This window comes from Lysobacterales bacterium, assembly GCA_014946745.1.
Lineage (GTDB): Bacteria > Pseudomonadota > Gammaproteobacteria > Xanthomonadales > Xanthomonadaceae > Aquimonas.
In genome coordinates this window covers 385,051-411,647 of record JADCRD010000001.1, presented here as the reverse complement: position 1 = coordinate 411,647, position 26,597 = coordinate 385,051, and the positions used below count along the sequence as shown (strand labels likewise).

At 68.3% G+C, this 26,597-nt stretch carries 19 protein-coding genes; 6 read left to right on the top strand and 13 right to left on the bottom strand.

The genetic code is table 11. The features are described 5' to 3' along the window. Positions 1-295: 295 nt before the first annotated feature. On the top strand, positions 296-1,840 hold the full coding sequence (gene hutH / locus H4O13_01675; protein MBE5314096.1) for a histidine ammonia-lyase: 1,545 nt from the start codon (positions 296-298) through the stop codon (positions 1,838-1,840). A 251-nt stretch (positions 1,841-2,091) separates the two neighbouring features. Here hutH and H4O13_01670 read toward each other — a convergent pair whose 3' ends face one another. From H4O13_01670 to H4O13_01660, 3 genes are read right to left on the bottom strand one after another with little or no spacing between them, the layout of a single operon-like run. Beyond that, on the bottom strand, positions 2,092-2,805 hold the full coding sequence (locus tag H4O13_01670) for an alpha/beta hydrolase (protein MBE5314095.1): 714 nt from the start codon (positions 2,803-2,805) through the stop codon (positions 2,092-2,094). 9 nt (positions 2,806-2,814) lie between these two features. Continuing rightward, positions 2,815-3,441 (bottom strand): response regulator transcription factor, encoded by a 627-nt coding sequence (locus tag H4O13_01665; protein ID MBE5314094.1) that lies wholly within the window; start codon positions 3,439-3,441, stop codon positions 2,815-2,817. Continuing rightward, positions 3,438-4,610 carry a sensor histidine kinase gene (locus tag H4O13_01660; GenBank protein MBE5314093.1) on the bottom strand — a complete coding sequence of 391 codons (1,173 nt, stop codon included), beginning with the start codon at positions 4,608-4,610 and terminating at the stop codon, positions 3,438-3,440. The genes H4O13_01665 and H4O13_01660 overlap by 4 nt, the downstream gene beginning before the upstream one ends. 150 nt (positions 4,611-4,760) lie before the next feature. On the opposite strand from H4O13_01660, the gene H4O13_01655 reads away from it, so the two are divergent. After that, positions 4,761-5,486 (top strand): hypothetical protein, encoded by a 726-nt coding sequence (locus tag H4O13_01655; protein ID MBE5314092.1) that lies wholly within the window; start codon positions 4,761-4,763, stop codon positions 5,484-5,486. A gap of 126 nt (positions 5,487-5,612) precedes the next feature. Here H4O13_01655 and H4O13_01650 read toward each other — a convergent pair whose 3' ends face one another. The 4 genes from H4O13_01650 to H4O13_01635 are packed head-to-tail and all read right to left on the bottom strand — an operon-like array spanning position 5,613 to position 12,192. Continuing rightward, complete coding sequence (locus H4O13_01650) at positions 5,613-7,043, bottom strand: efflux transporter outer membrane subunit (GenBank protein MBE5314091.1); 1,431 nt, start codon at positions 7,041-7,043, stop codon at positions 5,613-5,615. Beyond that, the gene (locus H4O13_01645; protein MBE5314090.1) at positions 7,036-10,299 is read right to left on the bottom strand and encodes an efflux RND transporter permease subunit; all 3,264 of its coding nucleotides are present in this window, start codon (positions 10,297-10,299) and stop codon (positions 7,036-7,038) included. The genes H4O13_01650 and H4O13_01645 overlap by 8 nt, the downstream gene beginning before the upstream one ends. Before the next feature lie 3 nt (positions 10,300-10,302). Continuing rightward, positions 10,303-11,550, bottom strand: coding sequence for an efflux RND transporter periplasmic adaptor subunit (locus H4O13_01640; protein MBE5314089.1), 1,248 nt, complete (start codon positions 11,548-11,550; stop codon positions 10,303-10,305). A 39-nt stretch (positions 11,551-11,589) separates the two neighbouring features. Further along, entirely contained in the window at positions 11,590-12,192 is a 603-nt protein-coding gene (locus tag H4O13_01635) for a TetR/AcrR family transcriptional regulator (protein MBE5314088.1), read from the bottom strand. Between the two features lie 222 nt (positions 12,193-12,414). Between H4O13_01635 and H4O13_01630 the strand changes: the two genes are divergently transcribed. Both H4O13_01630 and H4O13_01625 read left to right on the top strand, forming a co-directional pair. Beyond that, positions 12,415-14,604, top strand: a complete 2,190-nt coding sequence (locus tag H4O13_01630) for an EAL domain-containing protein (GenBank protein MBE5314087.1) — start codon at positions 12,415-12,417, stop codon at positions 14,602-14,604. 244 nt (positions 14,605-14,848) lie between these two features. Beyond that, a complete protein-coding gene (locus H4O13_01625) occupies positions 14,849-16,132 on the top strand; it encodes an alkaline phosphatase family protein (GenBank protein ID MBE5314086.1) in 1,284 nt (427 codons plus the stop codon). A 25-nt stretch (positions 16,133-16,157) separates the two neighbouring features. Here the strand turns inward: H4O13_01625 and plsB are convergent, their stop codons facing one another. The 5 genes from plsB to rplU form a co-directional block, all read right to left on the bottom strand. Then, positions 16,158-18,671 (bottom strand): glycerol-3-phosphate 1-O-acyltransferase PlsB, encoded by a 2,514-nt coding sequence (gene plsB / locus H4O13_01620; GenBank protein ID MBE5314085.1) that lies wholly within the window; start codon positions 18,669-18,671, stop codon positions 16,158-16,160. A gap of 123 nt (positions 18,672-18,794) precedes the next feature. Next, positions 18,795-19,781, bottom strand: a complete 987-nt coding sequence (locus H4O13_01615) for a hypothetical protein (GenBank protein MBE5314084.1) — start codon at positions 19,779-19,781, stop codon at positions 18,795-18,797. Positions 19,782-19,862: 81 nt separating this feature from the next. After that, positions 19,863-20,939: a GTPase ObgE gene (gene obgE / locus H4O13_01610; protein MBE5314083.1), complete on the bottom strand. Its 1,077-nt coding sequence runs from the start codon at positions 20,937-20,939 to the stop codon at positions 19,863-19,865. A gap of 262 nt (positions 20,940-21,201) precedes the next feature. Continuing rightward, entirely contained in the window at positions 21,202-21,459 is a 258-nt protein-coding gene (gene rpmA, locus H4O13_01605) for a 50S ribosomal protein L27 (protein MBE5314082.1), read from the bottom strand. A 38-nt stretch (positions 21,460-21,497) separates the two neighbouring features. Continuing rightward, positions 21,498-21,809 (bottom strand): 50S ribosomal protein L21, encoded by a 312-nt coding sequence (gene rplU / locus H4O13_01600; protein ID MBE5314081.1) that lies wholly within the window; start codon positions 21,807-21,809, stop codon positions 21,498-21,500. Positions 21,810-22,483: 674 nt separating this feature from the next. Here rplU and uvrA point away from each other — a divergent pair. Both uvrA and H4O13_01590 read left to right on the top strand, forming a co-directional pair. Further along, the gene (gene uvrA, locus H4O13_01595; protein MBE5314080.1) at positions 22,484-25,378 is read left to right on the top strand and encodes an excinuclease ABC subunit UvrA; all 2,895 of its coding nucleotides are present in this window, start codon (positions 22,484-22,486) and stop codon (positions 25,376-25,378) included. Then, positions 25,375-25,782 carry an acyl-CoA thioesterase gene (locus H4O13_01590; protein ID MBE5314079.1) on the top strand — a complete coding sequence of 136 codons (408 nt, stop codon included), beginning with the start codon at positions 25,375-25,377 and terminating at the stop codon, positions 25,780-25,782. The genes uvrA and H4O13_01590 overlap by 4 nt, the downstream gene beginning before the upstream one ends. Before the next feature lie 27 nt (positions 25,783-25,809). Here the strand turns inward: H4O13_01590 and H4O13_01585 are convergent, their stop codons facing one another. Beyond that, the gene (locus tag H4O13_01585) at positions 25,810-26,436 is read right to left on the bottom strand and encodes a dephospho-CoA kinase (GenBank protein MBE5314078.1); all 627 of its coding nucleotides are present in this window, start codon (positions 26,434-26,436) and stop codon (positions 25,810-25,812) included. Between the last annotated feature and the right edge of the window lie 161 nt (positions 26,437-26,597).

The window sequence follows — 26,597 nt, the reverse complement described above, 5'->3', positions numbered from 1 at the left end:
ATCGATCACGCGCAGCCCTGCTCCCCTCTCCCAGTGGGAGAGGGGCTGGGGGGAGAGGGTCCGGGAGTCCTCAATCTCCCGTTCTGGATGAGGAACACGACTGCTCATTGTGGAAGCCTCTTCTGAGAGTGCCCGGACCCTCTCCCCAACCCCTCTCCCACTGGGAGAGGGGCTCAAGAGCAGAGCCTTGCCGCACAACGTCCGTCGCGCGTCGACTGCGTCATGAGCGGCACTCGGAAACCGCGAGGCACGACAGCTCGCCACGACACAACGCCTCAAAAACACGGACCCGCCCATGACCCTCACCCTCACCCCCGGCCACCTGAGCCTTGAGCAGCTGCAGTCCATCCATGCGGGCGGCGTGCGCGTCGAGCTGGATCACCACGCCCGCGCCGGCATCCGCGCGAGTGCCGAGCTGGTGCAGCGGCATGCGGCCGGCGATGCGCCGGTCTATGGCGTCAACACCGGCTTCGGCAAGCTGGCGTCCACCCGCATCAGCAAGGCGGATCTCGCCCAGCTGCAGCTGAACCTGATCCGCTCGCACTCGGTCGGCGTCGGCGCACCGCTGTCGCCTGAAGTCGTCCGCCTGATGCTGGTGACCAAGGCGGCCAGCCTCGCGCGCGGGCATTCCGGCGTGCGCGAGGAGGTGATCGATGCCATCCTCGATGTCTACAACGAGGGTCTGGTGCCCTATGTGCCGGCGCAGGGTTCGGTGGGCGCCTCGGGCGATCTCGCGCCGCTGTCCCACATGACCCTGGCCCTGCTCGGCGAAGGCGAGTTCCTGGTTCACGGCGAACGTCGCCCGGCATCCGAGGTGCTCGCCAATCACGGGCTGAAGCCGCTCACGCTCGAAGCCAAGGAAGGTCTGGCCCTGATCAATGGCACCCAGACCTCGACCGCACTGGCCCTGCATGCGCTGTTCGCCTTCGAGCCGGTGCTGGAATCCGCGCTCGTCATCGGCGCACTCACGGTCGATGCCGCGCGCGGCAGCGATGGCCCGTTTGATCCGCGGATCCACGCCGTGCGCGGCCAGCCGGGGCAGATCGATGTCGCCCAGTACTACCGGGCATTGCTTGCCGGCAGCGCCATTCGCGCCTCGCATGCCGAAGGCGACGACCGCGTGCAGGATCCGTACTGCCTGCGCTGCCAGCCGCAGGTCGTCGGCGCCTGCCTCGACCAGCTGCGCTACGCCGCCCGTGTACTGCTGCGCGAAGCCAATGCCGTCACCGACAACCCGCTGGTCTTCGCCGACGAAGGGCTGATGGTGTCGGGCGGCAATTTCCATGCGGAGCCGGTGGCGCTGGCCGCCGATGCCATGGCCACCGCCATCGCCGAAGTCGGCGCGATTGCCGAGCGCCGCATCGCCATGCTGATCGACGCCGGCGTCTCGCGCCTGCCGCCGTTCCTGACCCGCGATGCAGGGTTGAACAGCGGCTTCATGATCGCCCACGTCACCGCCGCGGCCCTGGCCAGCGAGAACAAGTCGCTGGCGCATCCGGCCTCGGTGGACAGCCTGCCGACCAGCGCCAATCAGGAAGATCATGTGTCGATGGCGACCTTCGCCGCGCGCCGACTGCAGGCCATGATCGACAACGTCACGCACATCCTCGGCGTGGAGTACCTGGCGGCCGCGCAGGGCATCGAGTTCCTGCGTCCGCTGACCAGCTCGACCCCGCTGGAAGCCGCCCACGCCCTGCTGCGCGCGCAGTGCCCGAGCGTGGAGACCGATCGCTACCTCGCCCCCGATATCGAACGCGCCGCGGCCCTCGTCAGGCGCGGCGAGTTGATTCCGCTGCTGCGCGCCCTGCCGGGTTTGCCGGAGCTGTGGGTGCCGGCGTGAGGTCGCGAGCGTGCAGTTGGGGCTGCGGCGCGCGTTGAGCTTCGGTGGGTCAAGACCCACCCTATGGACGGCCGGCCCTGCCGGAGCTGTAGGTGCTGGCTTGAGGCCGCGGGCGTGAAGTTGGGGCTGCGGCGGACGTTTAGCTTCGGTGGGTCAAGACCCACCCTATGCCCAACGCAAGGCGAGGCCTGCTCTTGGCCTTGCGCTCCTTGCGAGAGAGCGTCTAATGCGGTGATCGCGACGGCTGCTCCCTATGCGGTCGCCAAGGTCTGCAGGAACTCCGCGATCAGCCCTGCACACAGGCGAGGCTGCGTTTGCAGCAGAAGATGCGGCCCCTTCACCTCATGCATCCGCTCAGGCTGAAGCGCGTTCGCAAGCTGCCTGAATGCGTTCGCGCCTAGAAGCCGATCCTGACTCGCCCGAAGGATCAGAGAGGGACGCCTCTGCTGCCTGGCTGCATCCGTCGCGTCCACGTGCAGGGCTTCAAACGCGCGCTGACTCAGCACGCTTACCGAGACCTCGGCCAAGGCCGCGGCGAGCCCGGAGCGCAGGGCCTGATTCGACCAGGGGCCCATGAGGAACCAGTCGAGCAGGAACATCGGTGGACGCAGTCGCGCCCAGCGCACGCTCCCCGAGAGCGGGCCCAGCAAGGAGGTCGGGCGCATGGCGAAGGTCGTCGAGAGGATGAGCCCTAGCAAATTGGCGGGCGGTGCAGCCCCGATCCTCAAGGCGATCGGCCCGGAGAACGACTCCGCGAGCAGCACGAACGGGTTGGCGGCGGGTAGCTCCGCGCGCACGCGATGCTCGAGTTCGACGTAACCGAGCGCCTCATGCGCGGGATATCCGATGGCCCTCGCCGAAACCCCGCACTCGGCAAGCGACTCAATCAATGACGCGAACAGGCGCCCGGTGCCGTCGAGTCCGGGCAGCAGGATCAGCTCGGGACGAAAGCTGCCGGTGTTCACGCGCGAGGATTACAGCAGCTTCTGCGTGATCGCCTTCAGCACCGCATGCGTGCGGTCGCGGCAGTCGAGCTTCAGCAGGATCTCGGACATGTAGTTCTTCACGGTGCCTTCCGAGAGGTGCAGCACGCGGGCGATTTCCTTGTTGCTGTAGCCGCCGGCGACGAGCCGCAGGATGCTCTGCTCGCGCTCGGTGATGCGTTGCCCGGGCGTGGCTTCGGGGGCGCTCCAGCCGGCGCGCACGGGCCCTAGGCTGACCGGCTGCAGCAGGGTTTCGCCCGCAGCGACGCGGAGGATGGCGGCGCGCAGGTCTTCGGGTGAGGCGTCCTTCAGCAGGAAGCCCTGGGCGCCCGCCTCGACCGCGCGCAGCAGCAGCTCGCTGTCGTCGAAGGTGGTGAGCAGGATCACCGGCGTGGCGTCACCGCGCTCGCGCAGGGCGCCGATCAGGCCGATGCCGCCCATGCCGGGCATGCGGATGTCGCTGACAATGACGTCGACCGGCCGCTGCGGCAGGGCCGCCAGCAGGCTTTCGGCATCGGGCGCCTCCAGCGCGATCTCGATGCCGAGGTCGCTCAAGAGAGCGGACAGGCCGCGCAGCACCAGGGCCTGGTCGTCGCACAGCGCGATGCGCGCGCTCATGCGGCCTGCCCCGGCAGGAAGGCGCGCAGACGCAGGCCGCGCTCGGCGCCGACATCAAGCTCCAGCCGACCGCCCATCGCCTGCAGGCGCTCGCGCATGCCGGTCAGGCCGTTGCCGAATTCGATGCGGCGCGGCGGCTCGCCGTCGTTGGCGACCTCCAGCAGCAGGCCCTCGCCGCTGCGCGCGCAGCGCAGATGCACGTGGCTGGCGCGGCCGTGGCGCAGGGCGTTGGTGATGGCCTCCTGCGCGCAGCGCAGCAGGGTTTCGGCGGTGGCGACCGACTCCACGCGCAGGCCCTCCTGCACCTCGACTTCGATCTGGGTGCCGGCGATGGGCCGCGCCAAAGCTCGCAGGGCTGCGTCCAGTTCCAGGCCATCGTGCTGGCGCAGGGCGCTGACCACGCTGCGGATGTCAGCAAGCAGTTCGTCGGCGAGCTGAGCGCTGACTGCAACCTCTTCGCGCGCCGCGAGCGCAGGGTCGCGCTGCAGGCGCGCCAGGTTGAGCTTGAGCGCGGTGAGCTTGTGGCCGGCGACGTCGTGCAGCTCGCGCGAGAGCTTCAAGCGCTCGCCGCTGCGGGCGCTCTCTTCAAGCAGCCGCTGCGTCGCCAGCAGCTCGGCGTTGACCTGGGCCAGATGGTCGCGTGCGCGTTCGCTCGTTCCGGCGTAGTAGCCGGTGAGCGTGGCGAACGCCTGGAAGCCGATCAGCGGCACCAGATTGAACAGCGCCTGCAGCGGCGACCAGCCGCTGCCGATCCAGCGCAGGGCCACGGCGGCGTTCAGGGCGAGCAGGCAGAGCACAGCCCAGCGCACCGGCATCAGCAGCACCAGCTGGGCGGCGACGATCACCAGCAGCACGGTGACCTGGCCTTCCATCAGCAGGCGCTCGGCCAGCACCACCAGCACGCCCTGGGCGACGCTGTTCCAGCGCGCGCCGCGGCAGTCAACGGCGCCATCGCGCAGGCTGCGCCAGATGAACAGGCCGAGCATGCCGACGAGGCAGCCCAGGCCCGCCCACTCGCTGGCAAGCCCGGCCTGCAGCGTGCTGCCATCGACAGCCGCAAAGGCAATCGCCGCCCAGGTGATGTAGGCCGCAAGACTGAGCGGTGTGAGCCAGCCCGACCCTCGACCAAGTGGCGGCGCGGGTGTGTGCGAAGCAAGAGCCGTGTTCATGGGAACAGCATGGCAGCGGGCGCGCCGGCATGAAACCCGCGAAGCGCGTCAGGTGACTTTTCTCACCCCTCGCGGATGACCCCGGGCATCTGCTGGCCGCTCGCGTGGACACCGAGACTGGGCTCCCACCCACCGCGACGGAGCCGCCCCATGGAAACCTTGTATCCGATCCTCGTCAGCGTGCACGGCCTGGCCGGCGCGGTGTCCCTGCTGACCTTCTGGATGGCGGCCTTCGCCCGCAAGGGCGGTCCGCTGCATCGCGGCAGCGGCAAGGTCTATCTGCTCGCGATGCTGGGCATCTGCATCACCGCGATGCCGATGGCCGCCACGTTCTTCCTGCGCGGGCAGAGCGGCATCGGCACCTTCCTCGCCTATCTGGTGGTCATCACAGGCACCTCGATGTGGCTGGGCTGGCGCGCGATCCGGCGCAAGCGCGACCAGGCCGCGTTTCACGATCGTCGTTACGCGGTCGTCGGCGCGCTGAACCTCGTCTCCGCTGCCGTCGTGCTGGGCGTCGGCCTCAAGATCGGCAACCCCCTGCTGATCGGCTTCTCGGCCGTCGGCGCCTTTCTCGGTGCGGGCATGCTGCGCCGCCTGCGGCGCCCCATCGACGCCGGCAACTGGTGGCTGCAGGAGCACTACGGCGCCATGCTTGGCTGCGGCACCGCGACCCACATCGCCTTCTTCGCCATCGGGCTGAAAGGCGTGTTGGCCGCCTTTGGCCTGCAGATGAGCGGCTACCTGCAGCTGGCGCCCTGGGCCGTGCCGGTGCTGGTCTCGGTGATCGCTGGCGTGCTGCTGGACCGCCGCTATGCGCGCAAACCGGCCGCCAAGCCCAGCGCAACGGTCGCGCGTGGAGCGCTGCCGCAGGGCTGAGCCGCGCGTGCTGCATCGGCCCTACGCAGGTACGGAATGAAGCGGGCCCTCCCTGGCCCCGTGCGAGGGCAACGCCCCGCACGAACCACGCGCCGCGTGCGGAAGACCTCCGCACGCGGCTTTCTTTCAGCGGCGCGCGGCCAAGGCCTCGGGATCGAGCTCCGCGAAATCGCCGGCCAGCGCCTTGTAGAGCGCGGCCAATGCGGTGGCACGCTGCACTTCGCTGTCGACCGCCCGCAGCTCGAAATCGATGCGCGTGCGCTCCGCATCGAGCAGGGCGAGTGCATCCTCGCTGCCCGCTTCGAATCGCAGACGCACCAGACGCGCCGACTCGCGTGCGGCCTCGGCGGCCGCTTCGAGATCGAAGGCCGCGCGGTTGGCCGAGCGATAGCCCGCCATCGCGTTCTCGGTTTCCTCAAGCGCCCGCAGCAGGGTCTCGCGGAACAGCGCCTCAGCACCGTCGGCGCGGGCCTCAGCCGCCTGCACGCGCTGCCGGGTGCGGCCGAAGTCGAGAATGCTCCAGGTGATTGACGGCCCCCAGCTCCAGCGCTCGGACGCATCCTCGCCCAGATCACCGAAATTCTGCGCAGTCCAGCCGAAGCCCCCTAGCAAGGTGAGCTTGGGGAAGTAGTTGGCGACCGCCGTGCCGATATCCGCGTAGGTCGCGGCCAAGCGGCGCTCGGCCTCGCGCACGTCGGGCCGGCGCTGCAGCCAGTCTTGGGGCGTGCCCACTGCCACCAGCGGCGGCAGCTCAGGCAGCCCGGCCTCGGCATCGATCTGCGCGCGCACCTCCGCCACCGGCTGCGCAGTCAGCACGGCCAGCCGCTGCTCGGCGCGCACCAGTGCGGCCTCCTGCTGGGCGTACTGTGCGGCCAGCGCCGAACGCTGCGCCTGCACGGCGGCGACATCCTGTGCGCTGCGGCGGCCGTAGCGTTCGAGTGCGGTGACCAGATCCAGCGTGCGCTGCCAGCCGTCGAGGTTCTCCTCAAGCAAGCGCAGGCGCGCATGGGCGCCGCGCAGCTCGAACAGCGCCTGGGCCACTTCAGCGACCACGCTGATGTGGACATGCTGCAGCGCCGCGGCATCGGCCTGCACCCGGCGGTCGATGGCACGTTTCGGGTTGCGCAGGGTGCCGAACAGATCGATCTCCCAGCTGGCGTCGAAGCCCGCGCGGTAGGTGTCCGTCAGGCCCTGCTCGGGCGGGAGGAACGGGTCACGGCCGCTGGGGCGGCTGCGTTCGCCGCTGAAGCCCGTATCGACGGTCGGGAACAGACTGTAGGTCGACAGCCCGGCCAGCGCACGGGTCTCATCGAGCCGCGCCAGCGCCTGGGCGAGTTGGGTGTTGGCCTCCAGCGCACGGGTGATCAGCGCATCCAGGGCGGGATCGCCGAAGGCCCGCCACAGGGCCGGCTGCACGGCCTCGGTGCCGGCGTGGCTCCCGGCCTGGTCGAAGCGCTCGGGCAGCTCGGCGGCAGGGCGGACGTACTCCGGCCCGACCGTGCAGGCGCCCAGGGCGAAGGCCATTGCCAAGGCAAGGGCGAGCGGATGCTTAAGCATGGGCGGGCGCCTCCTCGGCAGCGGCCGGGCGGGCGCGGCGGCGCTCGACCAGTTTGCGGATGACCACATAGAACACCGGAGTGAAGAACAGGCCGAAGAAGGTCACGCCGAGCATGCCGAAGAACACGGTCACGCCCATCACATGGCGGACCTCGGCACCGGCGCCGCTGGCGAACACCAGCGGCAGCACGCCGGCGCAGAAGGCGAAGCTGGTCATCAGGATCGGCCGCAGACGCAGGCGGCAGGCCTCGACCGCAGCGTCGACGATGCCGCGGCCCTGCTTCTCCAGATCGCGGGCGAACTCGACGATCAGGATGGCGTTCTTGCAGGCCAGGCCCATCAGCACGACCAGGCCAATCTGGGTGAACACGTTCATGTCGATGATGGTGGGCGGCGCGGCGGTCATCGGGTTGATCCAACCAAGGATGATCTGCGCGATGTACCAGCCCTCGTTGATCTTGTTGAGCACCCAGATGCCGCCGAGCGCCGACAGCAGGCACATCGGCACGATCAGGATCACCGCCAGCGGCAGCGACCAGCTCTCGTACAGCGCGGCCAGCACCAGGAAGACCAGCAGCACACACAGCGGAAACACCAGGTACTGCGCGATGCCCTGGTTGACCTGCTGGTAGGTCAGGCCGGTGAACTCAAGGCTCATGCCGCGCGGCAGCACCTGGGCGGCGGTGTCGCGGGCGATGCCGACAGCGTCGCTGCTGCTGACCGCGGCCGGATCGAAGGGGCTGGCGCTGACATCGGCCGCGGGGTAGCCGTTGTAACGCACCACCGGATCGGGGCCGAAGCTCGGCACCAGCTCGACCACGCTGCCCAGCGGCACCATCTCGCCCTGCGCATTGCGCACCTGCAGGCGTGCCACATCGCCCACCTCGTCGCGGAAGGGGGCATCCGCCTGTGCGTAGACCGAGTAGGTGCGGCCGAACAGGTTGAAGTCGTTGACATAGGCGCTGCCGAGGTAGATCTGCAGGCTGTCGAAGACATCGGTCAGCGCAAGCCCGCCCTCCTTGACCTTGTCGCGGTCCACCACCGCATCGAGCTGCGGCACGTTGGCCTGGAAGGAGGAGAAGGCCGAGCCGGGGCCGAAGCCGGGCAGCTGGCTGATCGTTCCGGTCAGGGCCTGCGTGGCGACGTTGAGCTCGCCGTAGCCGATGCGCTGACGATCCTGCACATAGGCCTCGACGCCCGCGGCATTGCCGTAGCCGTTCACCGGCGGCGGCATGAAGGCGAAGGCCATGCCGTCCTGGATGGCGCCGAACTTGCCAGTCAGTTCGCCCGCGATGGCCGCAGCCGGCTTGGGCAGCTCGCCGGGCGGATCCAGACCGATGAACATCACGCCGACGTTGGGCGTACTGACGAAGTGGATGGCGTTGAGGCCAGGAAACTGCACGACATCAGCGACGCCGGGCGTTTCCAGCGCGATCTCACCCATGCGCTTCATCGCGGCCTCGGTGCGCTCCAGCGTCGCCCCTTCCGGCAGCTGCACGCCAGCGAACAGATACTGCTTGTCCTGGGTCGGAATGAAGCCGCCGGGGATCTGCGTGAATCCGAGCACCGTGACAACCACAAGCACGGCGTAGGTGACGAGCAGGCGCGGCGCCCGCGCAATGGTGCCGCCGATGCGGCCGGCATAGCGGTCCGAGCTGCGCTTGAAGCGGGCGTTGAACCAGGCGAAGAAGCGGCCGAACACGCGATCTATGCCGCGCGCCAGCGCGTCCTTCGGTGCGCCGTGGGGCTTGAGCAGCACCGCGGCCAGCGCCGGGCTCAAGGTCAGCGAGTTGAACGCGGAGATCAGCACGGACACCGCGATGGTCACCGCGAACTGGCGGTAGAACTGGCCGGTCACGCCGTCGATGAAGGCGATCGGCACGAACACCGCCGCCAGCACCAGCGAGATCGCGACGATCGGCCCGGACACCTCGCTCATCGCCTTGTGCGCGGCGTCGATGGGGGCCAGCCCTTCCTCGATGTGACGCTCGACGTTCTCGACGACCACGATGGCGTCGTCGACCACGATGCCGATCGCCAGCACCAGCCCGAACAGGGTCAGCACATTGATCGAATAGCCGAGGAGCAGCAGCACCGCGAAGGTGCCGACGATGGACACGGGCACTGCCAGCAGCGGAATGATGGAGGCGCGCCAGGTCTGCAGGAACACCACGACCACGAGCACCACCAGCAGCACGGCCTCCAGCAGGGTCGTGATCACCGAATCGACCGAGGCACGCACGAAGACGGTGGGGTCGTAGGCGATCGCGTAGTCGACGCCTTCGGGGAAGCTCTGCTTGAGCTCGGCCATGCGGGCGCGGACGGCATCGGACAGCGCGATCGAGTTCGCGCCGGGCGCCTCGAAGATGACGATCGCCGCGGCTTCGGTGTTGTTGAGGTAGCTGTTCAGCGCGTACGTGTTCGAGCCCAGCTCGATGCGCGCGACGTCGCGAAGCCGCGTGACCGCCCCGTTCTCGCCGGTCTTGAGCACGATGGCGCCGAACTGCTCGGGGGTTTCAAGTCGACCGCGCGCGTTGACGAGCAGCTGTACCGAAGCGCCACTCGGCTGCGGCGACGCGCCGATCGCACCGGCCGACACCTGCACGTTCTGCTCGCGGATCGCCCCCACCACGTCGAGCGCGGTCAGCCCGCGCGCGGCCGCCTGATCGGGGTCGATCCAGACGCGCATCGCATAGACGCCCGCGCCGAAGGCCTGCGCGTTGCCCACGCCGGGCAGGCGCGCGAGTTCGTCCTTGACGTTGAGGTTCGCGAAGTTCGACAGGTACAGTCCGTCGTAGCGCTTATCCGGCGACAGCAGGTGCACCACCATCGTGATGTTCGGCGACACCTTGGCGGTGGTGACGCCGAGCGCTCGCACCGAGTCGGGCAGGCGCGGCAGGGCCTGGGCGACGCGGTTCTGCACCTGCACGGCCGCGAGGTCCACGTCGGTGCCCAGCGCGAAGGTGATCGTCAGCACGACGGTACCGTCCGAGGACGCCGCCGACTTCATGTAGATCATGTTCTCGACGCCGTTGATCGCCTCCTCGAGCGGGGCGGCCACGGTGTCGGCGATGGTCTTGGGGTTGGCGCCGGGATAGATCGCGGTGACCTGCACGCTGGGCGGCGCGACTTCCGGGTACTCGGTGATCGGCAGGTTGGGGATGGCGATCAGGCCGGCCACGAAGATGACGATGGACAGGACGGCGGCCAGAATCGGCCGGTCGACGAAGACGCGGGAAAGGTCGGAGTGGGCCATGGATCAGCCCTCGTCCCCGGCCGCGGCGGGCGCGGCAGCGGGCGCGGCCTGTACGGTGTTCGGCTGGTCCATCGGCACATCGATCGGCTGCACCGGCGCACCGGGGAAGAAGATCTTGCGCATGCCGTTCACGATCACCCGGTCGTCGGCGTCAAGACCCTGCTCGACGACGACCAGACCGTCGATGATCGGCCCCAGCACCACGTCCTTGCGCACGGCACCCAGATGCGGCTCGCCGGTGCCACCCATCTCCGGGGGCAGGGTGACCTGGTCGGCGACGTAGACGTAACGGCGGTCCTGATCGGTGAGCACGGCCTGCGGGTGCACCAGCAGCGCGCTGTCCAGTCGCTCGCCGAGCAGCTGCACGCGCGCGAACAGGCCAGGAGTGAACACGCCGTCCGGATTGGCCAGCTCGGCGCGCGCGAAGATCGTGCCGGTGGCGGGGTCGACGGCGTTGTCGACGAACACCATGCGCCCCTCATACGGAAAGCCCTGTTCATCGGCCAGGCCCACGCGCACGGGATTGGCCGCGTCACGCGAACTCTCGCGCTCACCGCGGCGGGCCAGCGCCTGGTAGCGCAGGTAGGCGCGCTCGTCGCCCTGGAAGCTGACATAGACCGGATCGAGCGAGACCACCGTGGTCAACACCGGCTCGCCGGGCGACACCAGGTTGCCAACGCGCAGGCGCGCGACGCTGACGCGGCCGTCGATCGGCGAGGTGATGCGGGTGAAGCCCAGGCTCAGCTCCGCCTGCTCGACTCGCGCGCGAGCGGCCAGCACGTCGGCGTCGGCCTGGCGCGCTTCGTTCTGGCGGCTCTCCAGCTCACCGGCGCTCACCGCGCGCGCTTCGACCAGCGCTTGGCTGCGCTTGAACTCCGTCTCGGCCAGTGCGCGACGCGCTTCGGCGCGGGCAAGATCGGCGCGCGCGCTGGCGACCGCCGCCCGGTACTCGCGGTCGTCAATGGTGAACAGCAGGTCGCCGGCCTTGACCGCACCGCCTTCCTTGAAATGAATGCCGGTGAGATAGCCGGCGACCCGCGGCCGGATCTCGATGTGCTCGACGGCCTCGATGCGGCCGGTGAACTCATCCCACTGGGTGACGGGCTTGGACACAACGGTGGCGACGTTGACCTCGGTGGGCGGCATTTGCATCGCTGCTCCACCGCCGCCCGAGCAGGCCGTCAATACGGCCACAGCGAGAGCCACGGGGAGGAGCCGCGGATCAATCCGGAAACGCGGGGCTGCAGGCATAGGTAGTTCCTTGGAAGTTGGAAAGCGGATCGCAGCGGCTCAGGCGGCCGGCGTGCTGTGGTCGTTTGGTGCGGCGGGGGTTTCGACAGCGCCTGCCCACTCGATCAGCAGACGCTCGATCAGGGCCTTGAGCCGGAGGCGAGCCTCGGTGGGCATCGGGCTCAGGTTGAACAGGTCCTGCCAGAACAAGCCTTCGGCAGCGGCCAGCAGGAGAAAGCGACGCAGGTCTGTCTCATCCCAAACCCAGTCCGCGAACTCCTGCGCGTGGTGTCGACGCACCGGATCGAGCAGGCTGTGGTCGACCATGGCTGCGCTCAACATGCCGTGCACGAAGCGCTTGTGGCCTTCGTCCTCGCTGAGGTGACAGCGCAACTGGCCGAGCGCCGCGGCGGTCCGCGGGCACACGCAACCGACGGGCAGATCGGGAGGCGGAGCGGCGGCGGCATCCCACTGCTGCATGTCGGCTTCGATCAGGGCGCGCAGCAGGTCTTCCTTGGTCGGGAAGTGGTAGGTGATACCACCGCGGGTGACGCCGCTCTCGCGGGCCAGCTCGTCGAAGGTCAAATGGCCGGCGCCGCGTTCTTCAACGATGCGGCGGGCGGCGTCCAGAACGCGCTGGCGGGCTTTGGGAGGGCGAGTCATAGGGGCAAAACTGTACAGAACGTACTGTATAGAAATCTAAGAAGGGACGCTTCTGCGTTCAGCTTTCAGACAGAAAACCGCCAAGACGCCGCCCCTTAAGGCCGGCACACGCCTTGCAGCCGATTACCAAGCCATGCCTCTCGCCCAGACCAAAGGCGTCATCTCCTCGCTCGCGCCGCTGTCCGCGCGTGGCGCTTGCTGCGGCAGCGCGGCGGTGGCGCTGTGAACACGGCCAGCCACGTGGGTCGAAGCGCGGCGATCGAGCTGTTCGAAGGCACCTCGGTCGGCGCGTTTCTGGCCGACGCGACGGGCCGACTGCTGGGCATGAATGCCTCGCTCAGAGAGCGCATTGGCGGGCGCGCGCCAAGCACCGTCGGTGAGCTGGTCGCCGATCTCGATACCGCGCGCTGGCAGCGCCTGCTGGCCGGCATGGAGACCAGCCCCACCGCCCTGCTCGCACCCGCTGCGCTGAACAGCTCCGGAGGCAAGCTCGACGCCATCGAGCTGCGGCTGTGCAAGCACCCGGCGCTCGACGCCGTGGTTGGCCTGACCTTCCCCCTGCTGGACCGGCAGCAGGAAGCCGCCGTCAATCTGCTGCAGCGCGACGTGCTGGAGTCGGTGGCCTTGGGCCGGCCGCTGCGCGCGGTACTCGACTTGCTGTGCCGACAGGTGGAGGCCCTCTCGCCCGAAGTGGTCTGCTCGGTGCTGCGGATCGACGCAGAAGGCAAGCTCAGACCGCTGGCCTCGCCCAGCTTGCCGATCTCCTACTCCAGCGCGATCGATGGCGTCGCCATCGGTCCCGTCGCGGGCTCCTGCGGCACCGCCGCCTTCCGCGGTGAGGAAGTTGAAGTTCGCGATATCGCGAACGACCCGCTGTGGGCGCCGTTCAAGCAGCTCGTGTTGCCCTTGGGGCTGATGGCCTGCTGGTCTACGCCGGTCACCGGGCGCGACGGCAAGGTGATTGCGACCTTCGCCTTCTACTACCGCGAGGCGCGCGGCCCCAGCCGCTTCCACCGCCGCATGGTCGACGCCTGCATCCAGCTGTGCCGGGTGGCCATCCAGCACGACGACAACCAGGCCGAGATCGAACGTCTCGCCTTTTACGACCCCTTGACCGGACTGCCCAACCGCGCGCTGCTGGTCGATCGCGCGCGCATGGCACTGCAGCAAGCCGCGCGCGATGGTCGCAAGCTCAGCCTGGCGGTGCTCGACGTCGATCGCTTCAAGAACATCAACGACTCGCTGGGCCACTCGGCGGGCGACGAACTGCTGCGTGAAGTCGCCCATCGCCTGCGCCGAACGCTGCGCGACTCCGACACCATCAGCCGCTTTGGCGGCGATGAGTTCGTCATCCTGTTTCCCGACAGCGACGCCAACGAGAGCGCCGTAGCGGCCGAGAAAGCCCTGCGCGCGGTGGCACAGCGCGTCGAGATCGGCGGCCAGACGCTGATGCCGAGCGTCAGCATGGGCATCAGCCAGTTCCCCGATGACGCCCGCGATTTCGACACGCTGATGCGCAATGCCGACATCGCGATGTACGAGGCCAAGCGCGACGGCCGCGGCTGCGTGCGCTTCTTCCTGGCCTCGATGAACGAGAACGCGCGCCTGCGCATCCAGCTCGAGAGCGCGCTTCGGCTGGCGATGAGCCGCGATGCGCTGGAGCTGCACTATCAGCCCAAGGTGCTGTTGGGTCGCCCTGGCCTGGCCGGCGTGGAGGCGCTGGTGCGCTGGACCCACCCGGAGCTTGGCAGGGTGCCTCCGGACCAGTTCATTCCTTTGGCCGAGGACTGCGGACTGATCAACGCACTCGACGCCTGGGTGCTCGAAAAGGCCTGCGCGCAGCTGTCCGAATGGCAGACCAAGGGACTGCCGGTGCCGGCGGTGGCGGTGAACCTGTCGGCACAGCGCTTCCGGCAGGACGACGTGCCCGCCCACGTGCGTCTGGTGCTGCAGCGCTACCGGCTGCCGCCCACCGCGCTCACGCTGGAAATCACCGAGCGCCTGATGCTGATCGACGAGCCCCACGTGCGCGCCGACCTCGACAGTCTGAACCGGCTTGGCGTGCATCTGTCGGTCGACGACTTCGGCACCGGCTATTCGAGCCTTTCGTATCTCAAGCGCCTGCCGGTCGACGAGCTGAAGCTCGACCGCAGTTTTGTACGCGACATCGAAACCGACGCGGGCGACCGCGCGCTGGCCAGCGCGGTGATGGGCATCGGCCGCAGCCTCGGCCAAACCGTTGTCGCCGAGGGCGTGGAGACCCTGGAGCAGCACCAGTTCCTGCTGCAGGCCGGCTGCCCGGTCGCGCAGGGCTACTACTACGCACGCCCCATGCCGGCGGCAGAGCTTGAGGTGTGGCTGGCGGGCGACGGTCAGCGCTGGCTGAAGCCGCAGCTGCGGCCGGTCAGCTGAGCGCCTGCCGAGAGCTCTCGCGGACCACGGGCGCTGCGGCTGGCGCTGTCTTGGGCTCGCGCCCCGCGGCTGCAGTCACGCCTGCGTCGTGGTGTTCGTTTGGCGCTACCCCGGACACGCAGTCCGCACGTTGCCGCGAATCGATGTTCGCGCGGCACGCTCGCCCGCACTGCGAGTGGCCCCGCTGACTGGGCATGCCCTTTGGCGCAGGCTTGGCCCGCTGCACCGCCGCATACTTCTGCGGATGGCAACCCGTGCTTTCGCTGCGTCCGCGACCCTTCGACGCATTGGCCTCTGCGCCCTCGTCCTCCTGCTGTCGGCCTGCGCGCTGTCGCCGCACGCGGACGAGCGCGCCGCTGCGCGGCCGTTGCCGGTGCTGCTGATCGGCATCGACGGCTTCCGCCCGGACTACCTGCAGTTCCCCGAAGCGCAGACGCTGCGCCGCCTCGCCGAGCAGGGCGGACGTGCCGAGGCCATGCAGCCCGCGTATCCGTCGCTGACCTTTCCCAACCACTACACCCTGGTGACCGGCCTCCACCCCGATCGCCACGGCATCCTCAACAACACCATGCGCGACCCGGAGCTGGGGCTGTTCGCCATGCACATGCGCACGGCGGTCGCGGACGGCCGCTGGTGGGGCGGCGAACCGGTGTGGATCACCGCGCGTCGCCACGGCCTGCGCACGGCCACCCTGTTCTGGCCCGGCAGCGAGGCCAACGTGCAGGGTCAGCATCCCGACGACTGGCTTCCGTACGACGCCAGCCTCACCAGCACCGCGCGCGTGCGGCAGGTGCTGGACTGGCTGAACCGACCGGAGTCCACCCGTCCGGACTTCATGACCCTGTATTTCGAGCAGGTCGACTCGGTGGGTCACGACCACGGCCCCGATGCGCCGGCGCTGCGGCGCGCGGTGCGCTCGGTCGACACCGCCATCGCGGCGCTGATCGAGGGCATCGAAGCGTCGACCTGGGCCGGCCGCGTCAATCTTGTGCTGGTGGCCGATCACGGCATGACCGCGATCGACGAGTCACGGCCCATCCTGCTCGATGAACTGCTGGATCCGCGCAGCTTCGAGCTGATCAGCTTCGGGGCTTCGGCGGGAATCGAACCCAGACGCGGACGTCGCGCCGAAGTCGAAGCGGCGCTGCTGCGCGAGCATCCGCACATGCGCTGCTTCCGACCGCAGGACTTCCCGCAGGAATGGCAGTTCGGATCGCATCCTCGCGTGCCGCGAATCACCTGCCAGGCAGAGCCGCCCCACGTCATCGCGACCCGTCGCGCACTGAACCTGCCCGGCCGCACGCCCAAGCGCGGCGGCCACGGCTACGACCCCACCCTGCCGGAGATGCAGGCGCTGTTCGTGGGCTACGGCCCCGCCTTCCGTCCGGGATCGAGCGTGCCGCGCGTGCACGCGGTGGACGTCTACGCCCTGCTCTGCCGGCTGCTGGGGATCGAACCCGCCGAGCACCAGGGGGATGTCCGGGCCTTCGACTCACTGCTCGCCCAGCCCGGAGCAGGCGAGCGCTGAGCGGCGACCCTCGCGGCGTGCGCGCCTACGCTGCCTCCAGCGGCGGCACCGCAGTGACTTCCCGCGCCACCTCGGGGGTGATCTTCAGAATCGAATGCCGCAGCTCGCGCGAGAGGATCAGGCGCGCATCCTTCGCCCAGGCTTCCAGGCGCTCGTCGTACTCGAGCTTGCTGTTGGCATCGAGACGGATCATGCCCAGCTCGCGCAGCTTGCCGATGAAGCCACGGAACAAAGCGCGATCAAAGAACTCCGGGGCAGCCTGCGAGTACAGCAGGGACAGGCGCTGGGCGGTGAGCTGGCAGAAGTTCTCCAGCTCGCCCGAACTCAGCGCACCCGAGCCGTTCTTCACCAGCACCGCGATCGCGATGTAGTAGCGCTCGAAGGCCTGCTGCAGGCTGTGCGACACAACGCGCAGCTGAAAGACCTCGTCGGTCTGGCCTGGGCCGCGCTGCAGGGCGCCGCCCTCGTCAAGCGTGAACAGCCCGCGCTCGATCAGCAGATCGACCGTCGCCTCGATGCGCTGACCGAACTCCTCCGCCGTCCACGGCAGGAACAGCTCCTCCTGCACGAAGGGATAGAGCAGACGGCCCAGCCGTACCACCGATGAGCGGCTCATGCGGCGATTGTTCTGGAAGCAGCACGCCACCCACGAGGCCGCGGCGAACAGATGGACCACGTTGTTGCGGTAGTAGGTCTGCAGCACGGCCCGTTCGGCCGGGAAACGCAGCACGTCGCCCAAGGGATGCTGGACGCGCTCCAGCACCTGCACGGACTCGCCGTAGCGCACGATGTCCGCGGGCGACAGCGACGTGACGGTAACGCGTTCGGAGTAGGGCGCGCGCTCCAGGAGAGACTTCAACAGATCCAGCGCAGACAGCAGATCGGTCTCGGCCATTGCGTGCTTGGGCGTGGCGAGCAGGGCGAGCGCAAGCAAGTTGACCGGGTTGACGTCGGCCGCCTGGTTGATATGGCGCTGGATGCGCGTCGACAGGTCGTCCACCGCGCGGTTCAGCCACTGCGGCTTCTCGTCCGGCTGGCTGGCGAAGCGGCGCCAGTCGGGGTCGTGCGCATCGAGCACGCGGTCGAGGAAGATCGGCTCGCCGAAGTTCACCGCGACCTTGCCGTAGCGCTTGCGCAGCACGTTGCCCACGGCGCGCAGCAGGCCGAACAGAGACTCCTTTTCCTTCGGTGCACCCGACAGCTCGGCGATGTAGCTCTTGCCCTCCATCACCTTCTCGTAGCCGATGTAGACCGGCTGGAACACCACCGGCCGCCGCGGCTGGCGCAGGAAGGCGCGCAGGGTCATCACCAGCATGCCGGCCTTGGGCTGCAGCAGTCGACCGGTACGCGAGCGACCGCCCTCGATGAAGTACTCGATCGACACTCCGCGGGTGATCAGGCTGGCCACGTACTCGCTGAACACCGCCGAGTACAGCGGGTTGGCCTTGAAGCTGCGGCGCAGGAAGAACGCGCCGCCGCGGCGCAGGATCGGGCCCACCACCGGGAGATTGAGGTTGACGCCCGCGGCGATGTGCGGCGGCACGATGCCGTTGACGTAGAGCAGGTAGGACAGCAGCAGGTAGTCGATATGGCTGCGGTGGCTGGGCACATAGATGACTTCGTGCCCGGGCGCGACCTGCTTCAGCGACTCGAAGTGGTGCATGGTCACGCCGTCGTAGAGCTTGTTCCAGAACGGCGTGAGGATGAACGAGGCCGAGCGCACCGCCGGGTGCGAGTAGTCGGCGGCGATCTCGAGTGCGTAGCGACGGGCCTTGCCGCGCGCCTGCTCCAGGCTGATGCCATCGCGCCGCGCCTGATCGGCGATGGCGGAGCTCACGCTTTCCGACGCGATGACCGCATCGACCAGAGTGCGCTTGTGCGACAGGTCCGGACCGATCACCGCCGTGCGCACGCGCCGGAAGTGGGCGCGCAGCACGCGTGACACCTTGCGCACGGTGCGCTCGCGCGTCAGACCCTCGGCCAGCGCTTCGCGCAGCGACACCCCGGGAGCGAACTGCACGATGGTGCCGCGACCGTTCAGAAGCACCGACAGCGCGCGCCGGAAGCGCCCGACCATCGCCCAGTTCTCGGAGAACAGCACGCGGAACCAGCCGCTCTCGCGGTCGGGCGCACGGCCGACGAAGATCGACACCGGCACGATCTGCAGGTCCAGCTCGGGGTGCGCCTCCAGCGCTTGCACCAGCCGCGCAAGGCTGGCCGAGTGCGTGCGCGAACGCGGTCGTCCGAACCACGTGCTCTGCCGGCGCGACAGCGCCACCAGCGCGCGCTCATCACCGAAGGCGGCGTGCTCGGAGATCGGCAGCAAGGGCGAAGGCAAGCCGGCCTCCGCACAGGCGCGCGCCAGGATGGCCGTGTTGGACAGGCCGTAGCGCTCGACGACGTAACACACCGGCAAATCGGGCCGCACCAGCGACTCGATGGGCGCGGAGGGCTCGCGGCGAATGGCGATCCAGGGCCGCAGCAAGCGCCCCAGAAGGCGCATCAGCCACGGTTCTTTGGCGGTAGGGCTGGCATTCATCGGGGAAGTATCGCCGAAGCGCTCGCGCACGCCGTTAGCTGGACGTTTGCTGATGCGCGCATGGAACGAGAAAGGGCGGCCACTGGGCCGCCCTTTCGGGGTCTGCCGAGCAGATCCGATGCCTTACTGGGAGGCAGTCTCTTCTTCGTCGACTGTGGCCGGCTCTTCCGTCACTTCGGCTTCTTCCGTCGGCGCAGGCTGCTCCGCAGGCGCCGGCTCGGCCGCGACTTCGGCTTCAGCCTGCCCGTCAAGCGCGTCGCTGATCGCCTTCATGGTGTCCTTGCCGTACCAGCGGCCGGCCTCACGCACCATGTCCTGCTCGCTGCTGATGGTGGCGCCCAGCAGGGTGTAGCCGACCTTGACGCGGGCGGTGTCGCCCTCGGTGTTCAGCACTTCGATCTGTGCGCTGTCCAGCGCGGCGTTGATGTCAAAGCCGTACACCGCCAGCACATCCTTCAAGCCGCCGAACGCGACACCGGCCTTGACCAGCGCGTCGTCGAAGCTCAGCGCCTGCAGCTGCTCCAGCGTCTTGATATCCAGGGCGCGGGCGGTCGCCACGGCCTTGGCGATGGCCTGCTTGGCCAGCTCGCGATCGGCCAGCTTGACGCCCGACAGCCAGTTGCCCAGAGCATCAACGACCTGGGTGGCCTGACGCTTCTGGTCCTCGCTCATCTCGGCGTTCTGCTGGATGCCCTGCACCGCCATGCCGCGGCCCATGCCGATCATCATCGGCATCTGCGGGGCCATCTCGGCCTCGAACTGCGCCAGCTGCGGCTCAAGCTCGGCCATCAGCGCGGTCTCGGCATCGGCGGCGGTGAGCTTGCCCATCATCTCGGCGAACTCGGCGGCTTCGGCCGGATCGGGCGCACCCGCTTCCGCCTGCTGCGCTTCGTACTTGGCCTTGACCTCGTTGTAGCGGGCTTCCGGCAGGACCAGCTTGACGAACTGGCTGACGTCGTTCTGACGCAGCGCCGAGGTGGCGGACTTCAGAGCGGCATCCGGGGTGGCCGTGGCTTCGGCGGGATCCGCCGCGCCCTTGTCGCCGCCACCGCAGGCAGCCAGGCCAAGAGAGAACAGGCCGGCCGCAGCCAGCGAGACGAAACGGTTCATGTGTGAACTCCAAGTGGAAAGCGCGCGGACTTTAGCAGTTTGCCGGCGCGGTTGCCGCAGGGCGCGAGCCCGGCGGAAGGATCAATCCAGCGGGCTCCAGGGCCGGCTGTCCTCTTCTTGCTTGATCGCCGCACGCTTCTCGGCGTCGAAGAACTCCATGACCTGCTGGGCCACCGTCCAGGTGCCCTCGCGGCTGATCGCCGAGATCAGAAACCACGGGGCCTGCCAGTCCAGCGCCGCAACCACGGCCTCGGCACGCAGGCGGCGGGTGTCCTCATCCAGCAGGTCGCCCTTGTTGAGCAGCAGCCAGCGCGGCCGGCCCAGCAGCTCGGCGTCGTAGCGCTCAAGCTCACGCTCGATCGCGTGCACCTCGCCGACGATGTGCTCGATCGCTTGCTCGCCTTCCAGCATCGGCGCCATGTCGACGATATGCAGCAGCAGACGGTTGCGCTGCACGTGCTTGAGGAACTGCACGCCGAGGCCGGCACCTTCGGCCGCGCCTTCGATCAGGCCCGGAATGTCGGCAATGACGAAGCTGCGGTCCTGCTCGACGCGGACCACGCCCAGGTTGGGGTACAGGGTCGTGAACGGGTAATCCGCCACCTTGGGCGTCGCCGCCGACACCGCGCGGATGAAGGTCGACTTGCCCGCGTTGGGAAAGCCGAGCATGCCGACGTCGGCCAGCAGCTTGAGCTCGAGCCGCAGCTCGCGATCGTCGCCCTGGCTGCCGGTGGTGGCGCGGCGCGGTGCGCGGTTGGTGGAGGTCTTGAAGTGGATGTTGCCGCGGCCGCCCTCGCCGCCCTGGGCGACCTTGAGCGTCTGGCCGTGCTCGGTGAGGTCGCCGATCATTTCCTCGGTATCCACCGCAGTGACCACGGTGCCCACGGGCACGCGGATAACCACGTCCTCGCCCTTCTTGCCGTACATCTGCCGGCCCATGCCGTTCTCGCCGCGCTGGGCGCGGAAGATGCGCTGGTGGCGGAAATCGATCAGGGTGTTGAGGTTCTCGTCAGCGACCAGAAAGACGCTACCGCCGTCGCCGCCGTCACCGCCGTCCGGCCCGCCCAAGGGGATGAACTTCTCGCGGCGGAAGCTCACGCAGCCGTTGCCGCCGTTGCCTGCGATGACGCGGATGTCTGCTTCGTCGACGAGTTTCATTGGGGAGCCGGGATTGGGGATTGGGGATTGGGGATTGAGTGGCCGTCTGCCTGGGCAGACGACGATGCAGGGCTGCGAACCCGGGCCATCGGCGGACGGTGCGCGGCCCTCAGTCGGGGCGGGAAGTCGGAGCTAGGCCCTCAGCCTGCCGTTGCAGGCAAACCGTCGGCCAATCCCGAATCCCTAATCCCCAATCCCCGCTCCAAAACGAAAAACCCCGCACTAGAGGCGGGGCCTTTCGCGTGTGCTGCGGGTTCGGCGCTTACTCGCCGATGACGCTCACGGTGCGGCGGTTCTTCGGGCCCTTGACCGCGAAGTTGACCACGCCGTCCTTCAGCGCGAACAGGGTGTGGTCGCGGCCGAGGCCAACGCCCGGGCCCGGGTGAAACTGGGTGCCGCGCTGGCGGATGATGATGTTGCCAGCTTCGATCGCCTGCCCACCATAAATCTTCACGCCAAGGTACTTCGGGTTGGAATCGCGGCCGTTACGGGTACTGCCGCCTGCCTTTTTGTGTGCCATGGAAGACTCTCCTTGCTTGGGGCTTCAGACGGCGCCGATCAGGCGCTGATGCCGGTGATTTCGATTTCGGTGTAGTGCTGGCGGTGGCCCATCTGCTTGCGATGGTGCTTGCGCCGGCGAAACTTGATGATGCGGATCTTCTCGCCGCGGCCGTGGGCCTTGACGGTGGCGGTGACCTTGGCGCCGGCGACGGTCGGGGTGCCGACCTTGACGGCTTCGCCCGAGCCCACCAGCAGGACCTGATCCAGGTCGATGCTGCTGCCAGCTTCGACGTCGAGCTTCTCGACGCGCAGGGTCTCGCCCTGCATCACGCGGTACTGCTTACCGCCGGTGACGATGACTGCGTACATGTTGCGGATTCCTCTGTAGTTATTGTCGGCTGCCTGGGCCGGGGCTTGACCCCGAGAAACACCGTCATTGAACCCCGCAAACACGGGAAGGACGGCGCAAGGGCGCCAGGACAGCCGCGGGAGTATAGGTTTGTGCTGCGCCCGGGTCAAACCCGGTTGCAGCGGGATTGAGGATTCGGGAGTGAAGAGGCGTGCTTGCGGACCACTGGTCCGCGCGCCGATGAACGCCCGAGCGCAAGGCGCGAGGGCCTCGGGATTCGCTCGAACGCGCCTCCCGCGCGACCTACGCATGCGGCGTCAAACGCTTGATCCAGAAGCCTTTTGGGGCCAGCGTTGAAGCCTCACTCAGGGCGCGCCAAGGGCAATCGGTACGAGATCGACGAGGGCTGACGGTTCGGAGACCCTGATGCTCGTCTAGCGCGCGCTCGCGACTCCCGAATCACCAATCCCGAATCCCGGCGAGGGGGCGCTGCGCCCCCGACTTACTGACATCACGATGACAGCAGCAAGCCACCAAGGTCACGCCTTCGACCAGCGCGCGAGCCAGGGTCTCGCCAAGCCTGCTCCAACCAATCCCCAATCCCGAATCCCCAATCCCGGCTGTCGAGCGCATCGCCCCAGCCTCACACCCGCCTCCTACAATGCCCAGTTCCCCAAGCCCTCCCCGGCCCGCCATGAACACCATCCGCATCCGCGGCGCGCGCACGCACAACCTGAAAAACCTCAGCCTTGAGCTGCCGCGCGACAAGCTGATCGTGATCACCGGTCTGTCCGGTTCGGGCAAAAGCTCGCTCGCCTTCGACACGATCTACGCGGAAGGCCAGCGGCGCTACGTCGAGTCGCTGTCCTCGTACGCGCGGCAGTTCCTGTCGATGATGGAGAAGCCCGACATCGACCACATCGAGGGCCTGTCGCCAGCGATCTCGATCGAGCAGAAGTCGACCTCGCACAACCCGCGCTCAACCGTCGGCACCATCACCGAGATCCACGACTACCTGCGCCTGCTGTTCGCCCGCGTCGGCACGCCGCGCTGCCCGGAGCACGGGCATCCGCTGGAAGCGCAGACCGTCAGCCAGATGGTCGATGCCGCGATATCCCTGCCCGAGAGCCAGCGCTACATGCTGCTGGCGCCGGTGGTGCGCGAGCGCAAGGGCGAGCATGTGCAGGTGTTCGAGCAGCTGCGCGCGCAGGGCCTGGTGCGAGTGCGCGTCAACGGCACCGCCTACGAAATCGACGAGGTGCCCAAGCTCGGCCTGCGCAACAAGCACACCATCGAGGCGGTGATCGATCGCTTCCGTCCGCGCGCCGACTTGAAGCAGCGTCTGGCCGAGAGTTTCGAGACCGCGCTCAAGCTCGGCGACGGTCTGGTCAAGCTGGTCGACATGGACGACGCCAACGCCGCCGAGGTGCTGTTCTCCTCGCGATTCTCCTGCCCGGTCTGCGACTACTCGCTGTCCGAGCTGGAGCCGCGGCTGTTCTCGTTCAACTCGCCGATCGGCGCCTGCCAGACCTGTGACGGCCTCGGCGTGACCCAGTTCTTCGACCCCGCGCGCATCGTCGGGCACCCGGAACTCAGCCTCGCAGCCGGCGCCATCCGGGGCTGGGACCGGCGCAACCCGTACTACTTCGCCATGCTGAACTCGCTGGCCAAACACTACGGTTTCAGCGTCGACGTCGCCTTCTCGCGCCTGCCGGAGTCCGTGCAGCAGGCCGTGCTGTACGGCAGCGGCAAGGAAGAGATCAAGTTCAGCTACCCCGGCGAGAACGGCCGCAGCCAGACCCGCATCCACCGCTTCGAGGGCATCGTCAACAACCTGCAGCGCCGCTATCGCGAGACCGAGTCGCAGATGGTCCGCGAAGAGCTGTCGAAATACATCAGCAACCGCCCCTGCCCGGAATGCGGCGGCCAGCGCCTGAACCGCCCCGCGCGCCATGTGTTCGTGGCCGACCGCACCCTGCCGGCACTGAGCGCGCTGTCGATCGACGCTTCGATGGCCTTCTTCGACCAGCTGGCCCTGCCCGGCTGGCGCGGCGAGATCGCCACCAAGATCGTCAAGGAAATCCGCGAGCGGCTGAAGTTTCTGGTCGATGTGGGTCTCGACTATCTGACCCTCGACCGCCAGGCCGATTCGCTGTCCGGCGGCGAAGCGCAGCGCATCCGATTGGCCAGCCAGATCGGCGCGGGGCTCGTCGGCGTGATGTACGTGCTGGATGAGCCTTCGATCGGCCTGCACCAGCGCGACAATGAGCGCCTGCTGGGCACGCTGACCCGCCTGCGCGATCTCGGCAACACCGTGATCGTGGTCGAGCATGACGAGGACGCCATTCGCCTCGCCGACCACGTTCTGGACATCGGCCCTGGCGCCGGCGTGCACGGCGGCGAGATCGTCGCCCAGGGCACGCTCAAGGACGTGCTCAAGTCCGAGCGCTCGCTGACGGCGGCCTATCTCTCGGGCCGTCGCCGCATCGAAGTGCCGGCCGTGCGCAAGGCGCCCGACGCCAAGCGCTGGCTGCGCCTGCTCGGCGCCACCGGCAACAACCTGAAAGACGTCGATCTGAATCTGCCGGCGGGCCTGTTGACCTGCATCACCGGCGTGTCCGGTTCGGGCAAGTCGACCCTGATCAACGACACCCTGTTCCGGCTGGCGGCCAATCGCTTGAATGACGCCAGCCACACGCCCGAGGCCTTCCGCGAGATCCAGGGCCTGGAGCAGTTCGACAAGGTGGTCGACATCGACCAGAGCCCGATCGGCCGCACGCCGCGCTCGAACCCAGCGACCTACACCGGCCTGTTCACGCCGCTGCGCGAACTGTTCGCCCAGGTGCCGGAGGCGCGCGCGCGTGGCTATACGGCCGGACGCTTCAGCTTCAACGTCAAAGGCGGGCGCTGCGAGGCCTGTCAGGGCGACGGCATGATCAAGGTCGAGATGCACTTCCTGCCCGACGTCTACGTGCCCTGCGATGTCTGCCAAGGCAAGCGCTACAACCGCGAGACCCTGGAGATCACCTACAAGGGCCACACCATCCACGACGTGCTCGACATGACCGTGGAGGACGCGCTCAAGCTGTTCGAGCCGGTGCAGACCATCGCCCGCAAGCTGGAGACGCTGATGCAGGTCGGCCTGTCCTATATCAAGCTCGGCCAGCAGGCGACCACGCTGTCGGGTGGTGAGGCGCAGCGCGTCAAGCTCTCGCGTGAGCTGGCCAAGCGCGACACCGGCAATACCCTCTACATCCTCGATGAGCCCACCACCGGCCTGCACTTCCACGACATCGAGCTGCTGCTGGGCGTGCTGCATCGACTGCGCGAGCAGGGCAACACGGTGGTGGTGATCGAGCACAACCTCGACGTCATCAAGACCGCCGACTGGATCATCGACCTCGGCCCCGAGGGCGGCCATCGCGGCGGCCAGATCATCGCCGAAGGCACGCCGGAAACCGTCGCCGCGAACGCCGCTTCGCACACCGGCGTCTTTCTGAAGAAGCTGCTGCCGAACCTCTCGGCGGCCACAACCGAGGGCGTGGGCGAGGCCAGGCCGATGCAGCGCGGCCGCAGGAAGCTGGCATGAGCGAGACGCCGATGAAGACCGTGTTCGAGATCGAGATGGACGTGCGCTGGGGCGACATGGACGCCTTCAACCACGTCAACAACGCCAGCTACCTGCGCTACATCGAGGAAGCACGCGTGCTCTGGTTCAAGCAGATCAGCCCCGACTGGTCCGACCCCGACTGCGCGCCGATTCTGGCCGCCGCGCAGATGAACTACCGCCGCCCGATCGGCTGGCCCGAGCGCCTGCGCGTCGTGATGGGCGCCGAGCGCGTGGGCGGCAAAAGCCTGACGCTCAGCCATCGCATCGAGAGTGCGACGCAGGCCGGCGTGGTCTACGCCGACGGCCACACTGTGCTGGTGTGGGTGAACCGCAGCGGGGCCTCGATGCAGCTGCCGGAGTTCGTGCGCGCCGCGGTGGCGTGATCCACCGCCATCGCCTATGCGGGTCGCTCAGGCCCCCGACTCGGCGCGCCTCGAAGCCTGCTGCAGATAGCCCGCATGCAGGGCATCCACCGCAGTGGCCAGGGTTTCGAGGCTGCCGCTGTTGTCGATCACCGCGTCCGCCAGCGCCAGCCGTTCGCTGCGGCTGATCTGCGCCGCCAATGCCGCTCGCGCGGCATCTTCGTCGACGCCATCACGGCGCGTGAGTCGCTCGATCTGCAACGCCTCGGGCACGTCGACCACCAGGACGCGATCGATGAAGGGATAGCGACTGCCCGCGGTCAGCAGTGGAATCGCCAGTACCACATAGGGTGCGTCGGCGGCGAGGGCGCGCTCGCGCATGCGCTCGCGAATGCGCGGATGCAGGATGGCTTCGAGATCCCGGCGTGCGCTGGCGTCGCTGAAGATGCGCTGGCGCAGCTGGCGTCGATCCAGCCGACCTTGCAGATCCAGCACGCCCCGCCCGAAGCGCTGCACGATTTCCGCCAGCGCGACTTCACCCGGCTCCACCAGCTCGCGGGCGATCAGGTCGGCGTCGATCACCGGCACGCCGAGCTGCTCGAAGCGCGCCGTCACGGCCGACTTGCCGGAGGCGATACCGCCAGTGACGGCGACGATGTAGGGCGATGCGGTCATGCGGGGCCTTGAGCGATTGAAGCTGCAAACAGTCACGGGCGCGCAGCGCCTGCGCGTGCAGGGCCGCAGGATCCGCAAGCGCGCTGCCCCGTGCTGGGCGCACACCCTAACCGCATGCGCGGACCGCACTCAATGCGCGGGCTGCCTGTGCCAACCCGACG

Excerpts from the sequence above, each read along its gene's own strand:
- hutH (MBE5314096.1), top strand. The coding sequence starts at position 296 with ATGACCCTCACCCTCACCCCCGGCCACCTGAGCCTTGAGCAGCTGCAG.
- H4O13_01665 (MBE5314094.1), bottom strand. The coding sequence starts at position 3,441 with ATGAGCGCGCGCATCGCGCTGTGCGACGACCAGGCCCTGGTGCTGCGC.
- H4O13_01660 (MBE5314093.1), bottom strand. The coding sequence starts at position 4,610 with ATGAACACGGCTCTTGCTTCGCACACACCCGCGCCGCCACTTGGTCGA.
- H4O13_01655 (MBE5314092.1), top strand. The coding sequence starts at position 4,761 with ATGGAAACCTTGTATCCGATCCTCGTCAGCGTGCACGGCCTGGCCGGC.
- H4O13_01650 (MBE5314091.1), bottom strand. The coding sequence starts at position 7,043 with ATGCTTAAGCATCCGCTCGCCCTTGCCTTGGCAATGGCCTTCGCCCTG.
- H4O13_01645 (MBE5314090.1), bottom strand. The coding sequence starts at position 10,299 with ATGGCCCACTCCGACCTTTCCCGCGTCTTCGTCGACCGGCCGATTCTG.
- H4O13_01640 (MBE5314089.1), bottom strand. The coding sequence starts at position 11,550 with ATGCCTGCAGCCCCGCGTTTCCGGATTGATCCGCGGCTCCTCCCCGTG.
- H4O13_01635 (MBE5314088.1), bottom strand. The coding sequence starts at position 12,192 with ATGACTCGCCCTCCCAAAGCCCGCCAGCGCGTTCTGGACGCCGCCCGC.
- H4O13_01625 (MBE5314086.1), top strand. The coding sequence starts at position 14,849 with ATGGCAACCCGTGCTTTCGCTGCGTCCGCGACCCTTCGACGCATTGGC.
- plsB (MBE5314085.1), bottom strand. The coding sequence starts at position 18,671 with ATGAATGCCAGCCCTACCGCCAAAGAACCGTGGCTGATGCGCCTTCTG.
- H4O13_01615 (MBE5314084.1), bottom strand. The coding sequence starts at position 19,781 with ATGAACCGTTTCGTCTCGCTGGCTGCGGCCGGCCTGTTCTCTCTTGGC.
- obgE (MBE5314083.1), bottom strand. The coding sequence starts at position 20,939 with ATGAAACTCGTCGACGAAGCAGACATCCGCGTCATCGCAGGCAACGGC.
- rpmA (MBE5314082.1), bottom strand. The coding sequence starts at position 21,459 with ATGGCACACAAAAAGGCAGGCGGCAGTACCCGTAACGGCCGCGATTCC.
- rplU (MBE5314081.1), bottom strand. The coding sequence starts at position 21,809 with ATGTACGCAGTCATCGTCACCGGCGGTAAGCAGTACCGCGTGATGCAG.
- uvrA (MBE5314080.1), top strand. The coding sequence starts at position 22,484 with ATGAACACCATCCGCATCCGCGGCGCGCGCACGCACAACCTGAAAAAC.
- H4O13_01590 (MBE5314079.1), top strand. The coding sequence starts at position 25,375 with ATGAGCGAGACGCCGATGAAGACCGTGTTCGAGATCGAGATGGACGTG.
- H4O13_01585 (MBE5314078.1), bottom strand. The coding sequence starts at position 26,436 with ATGACCGCATCGCCCTACATCGTCGCCGTCACTGGCGGTATCGCCTCC.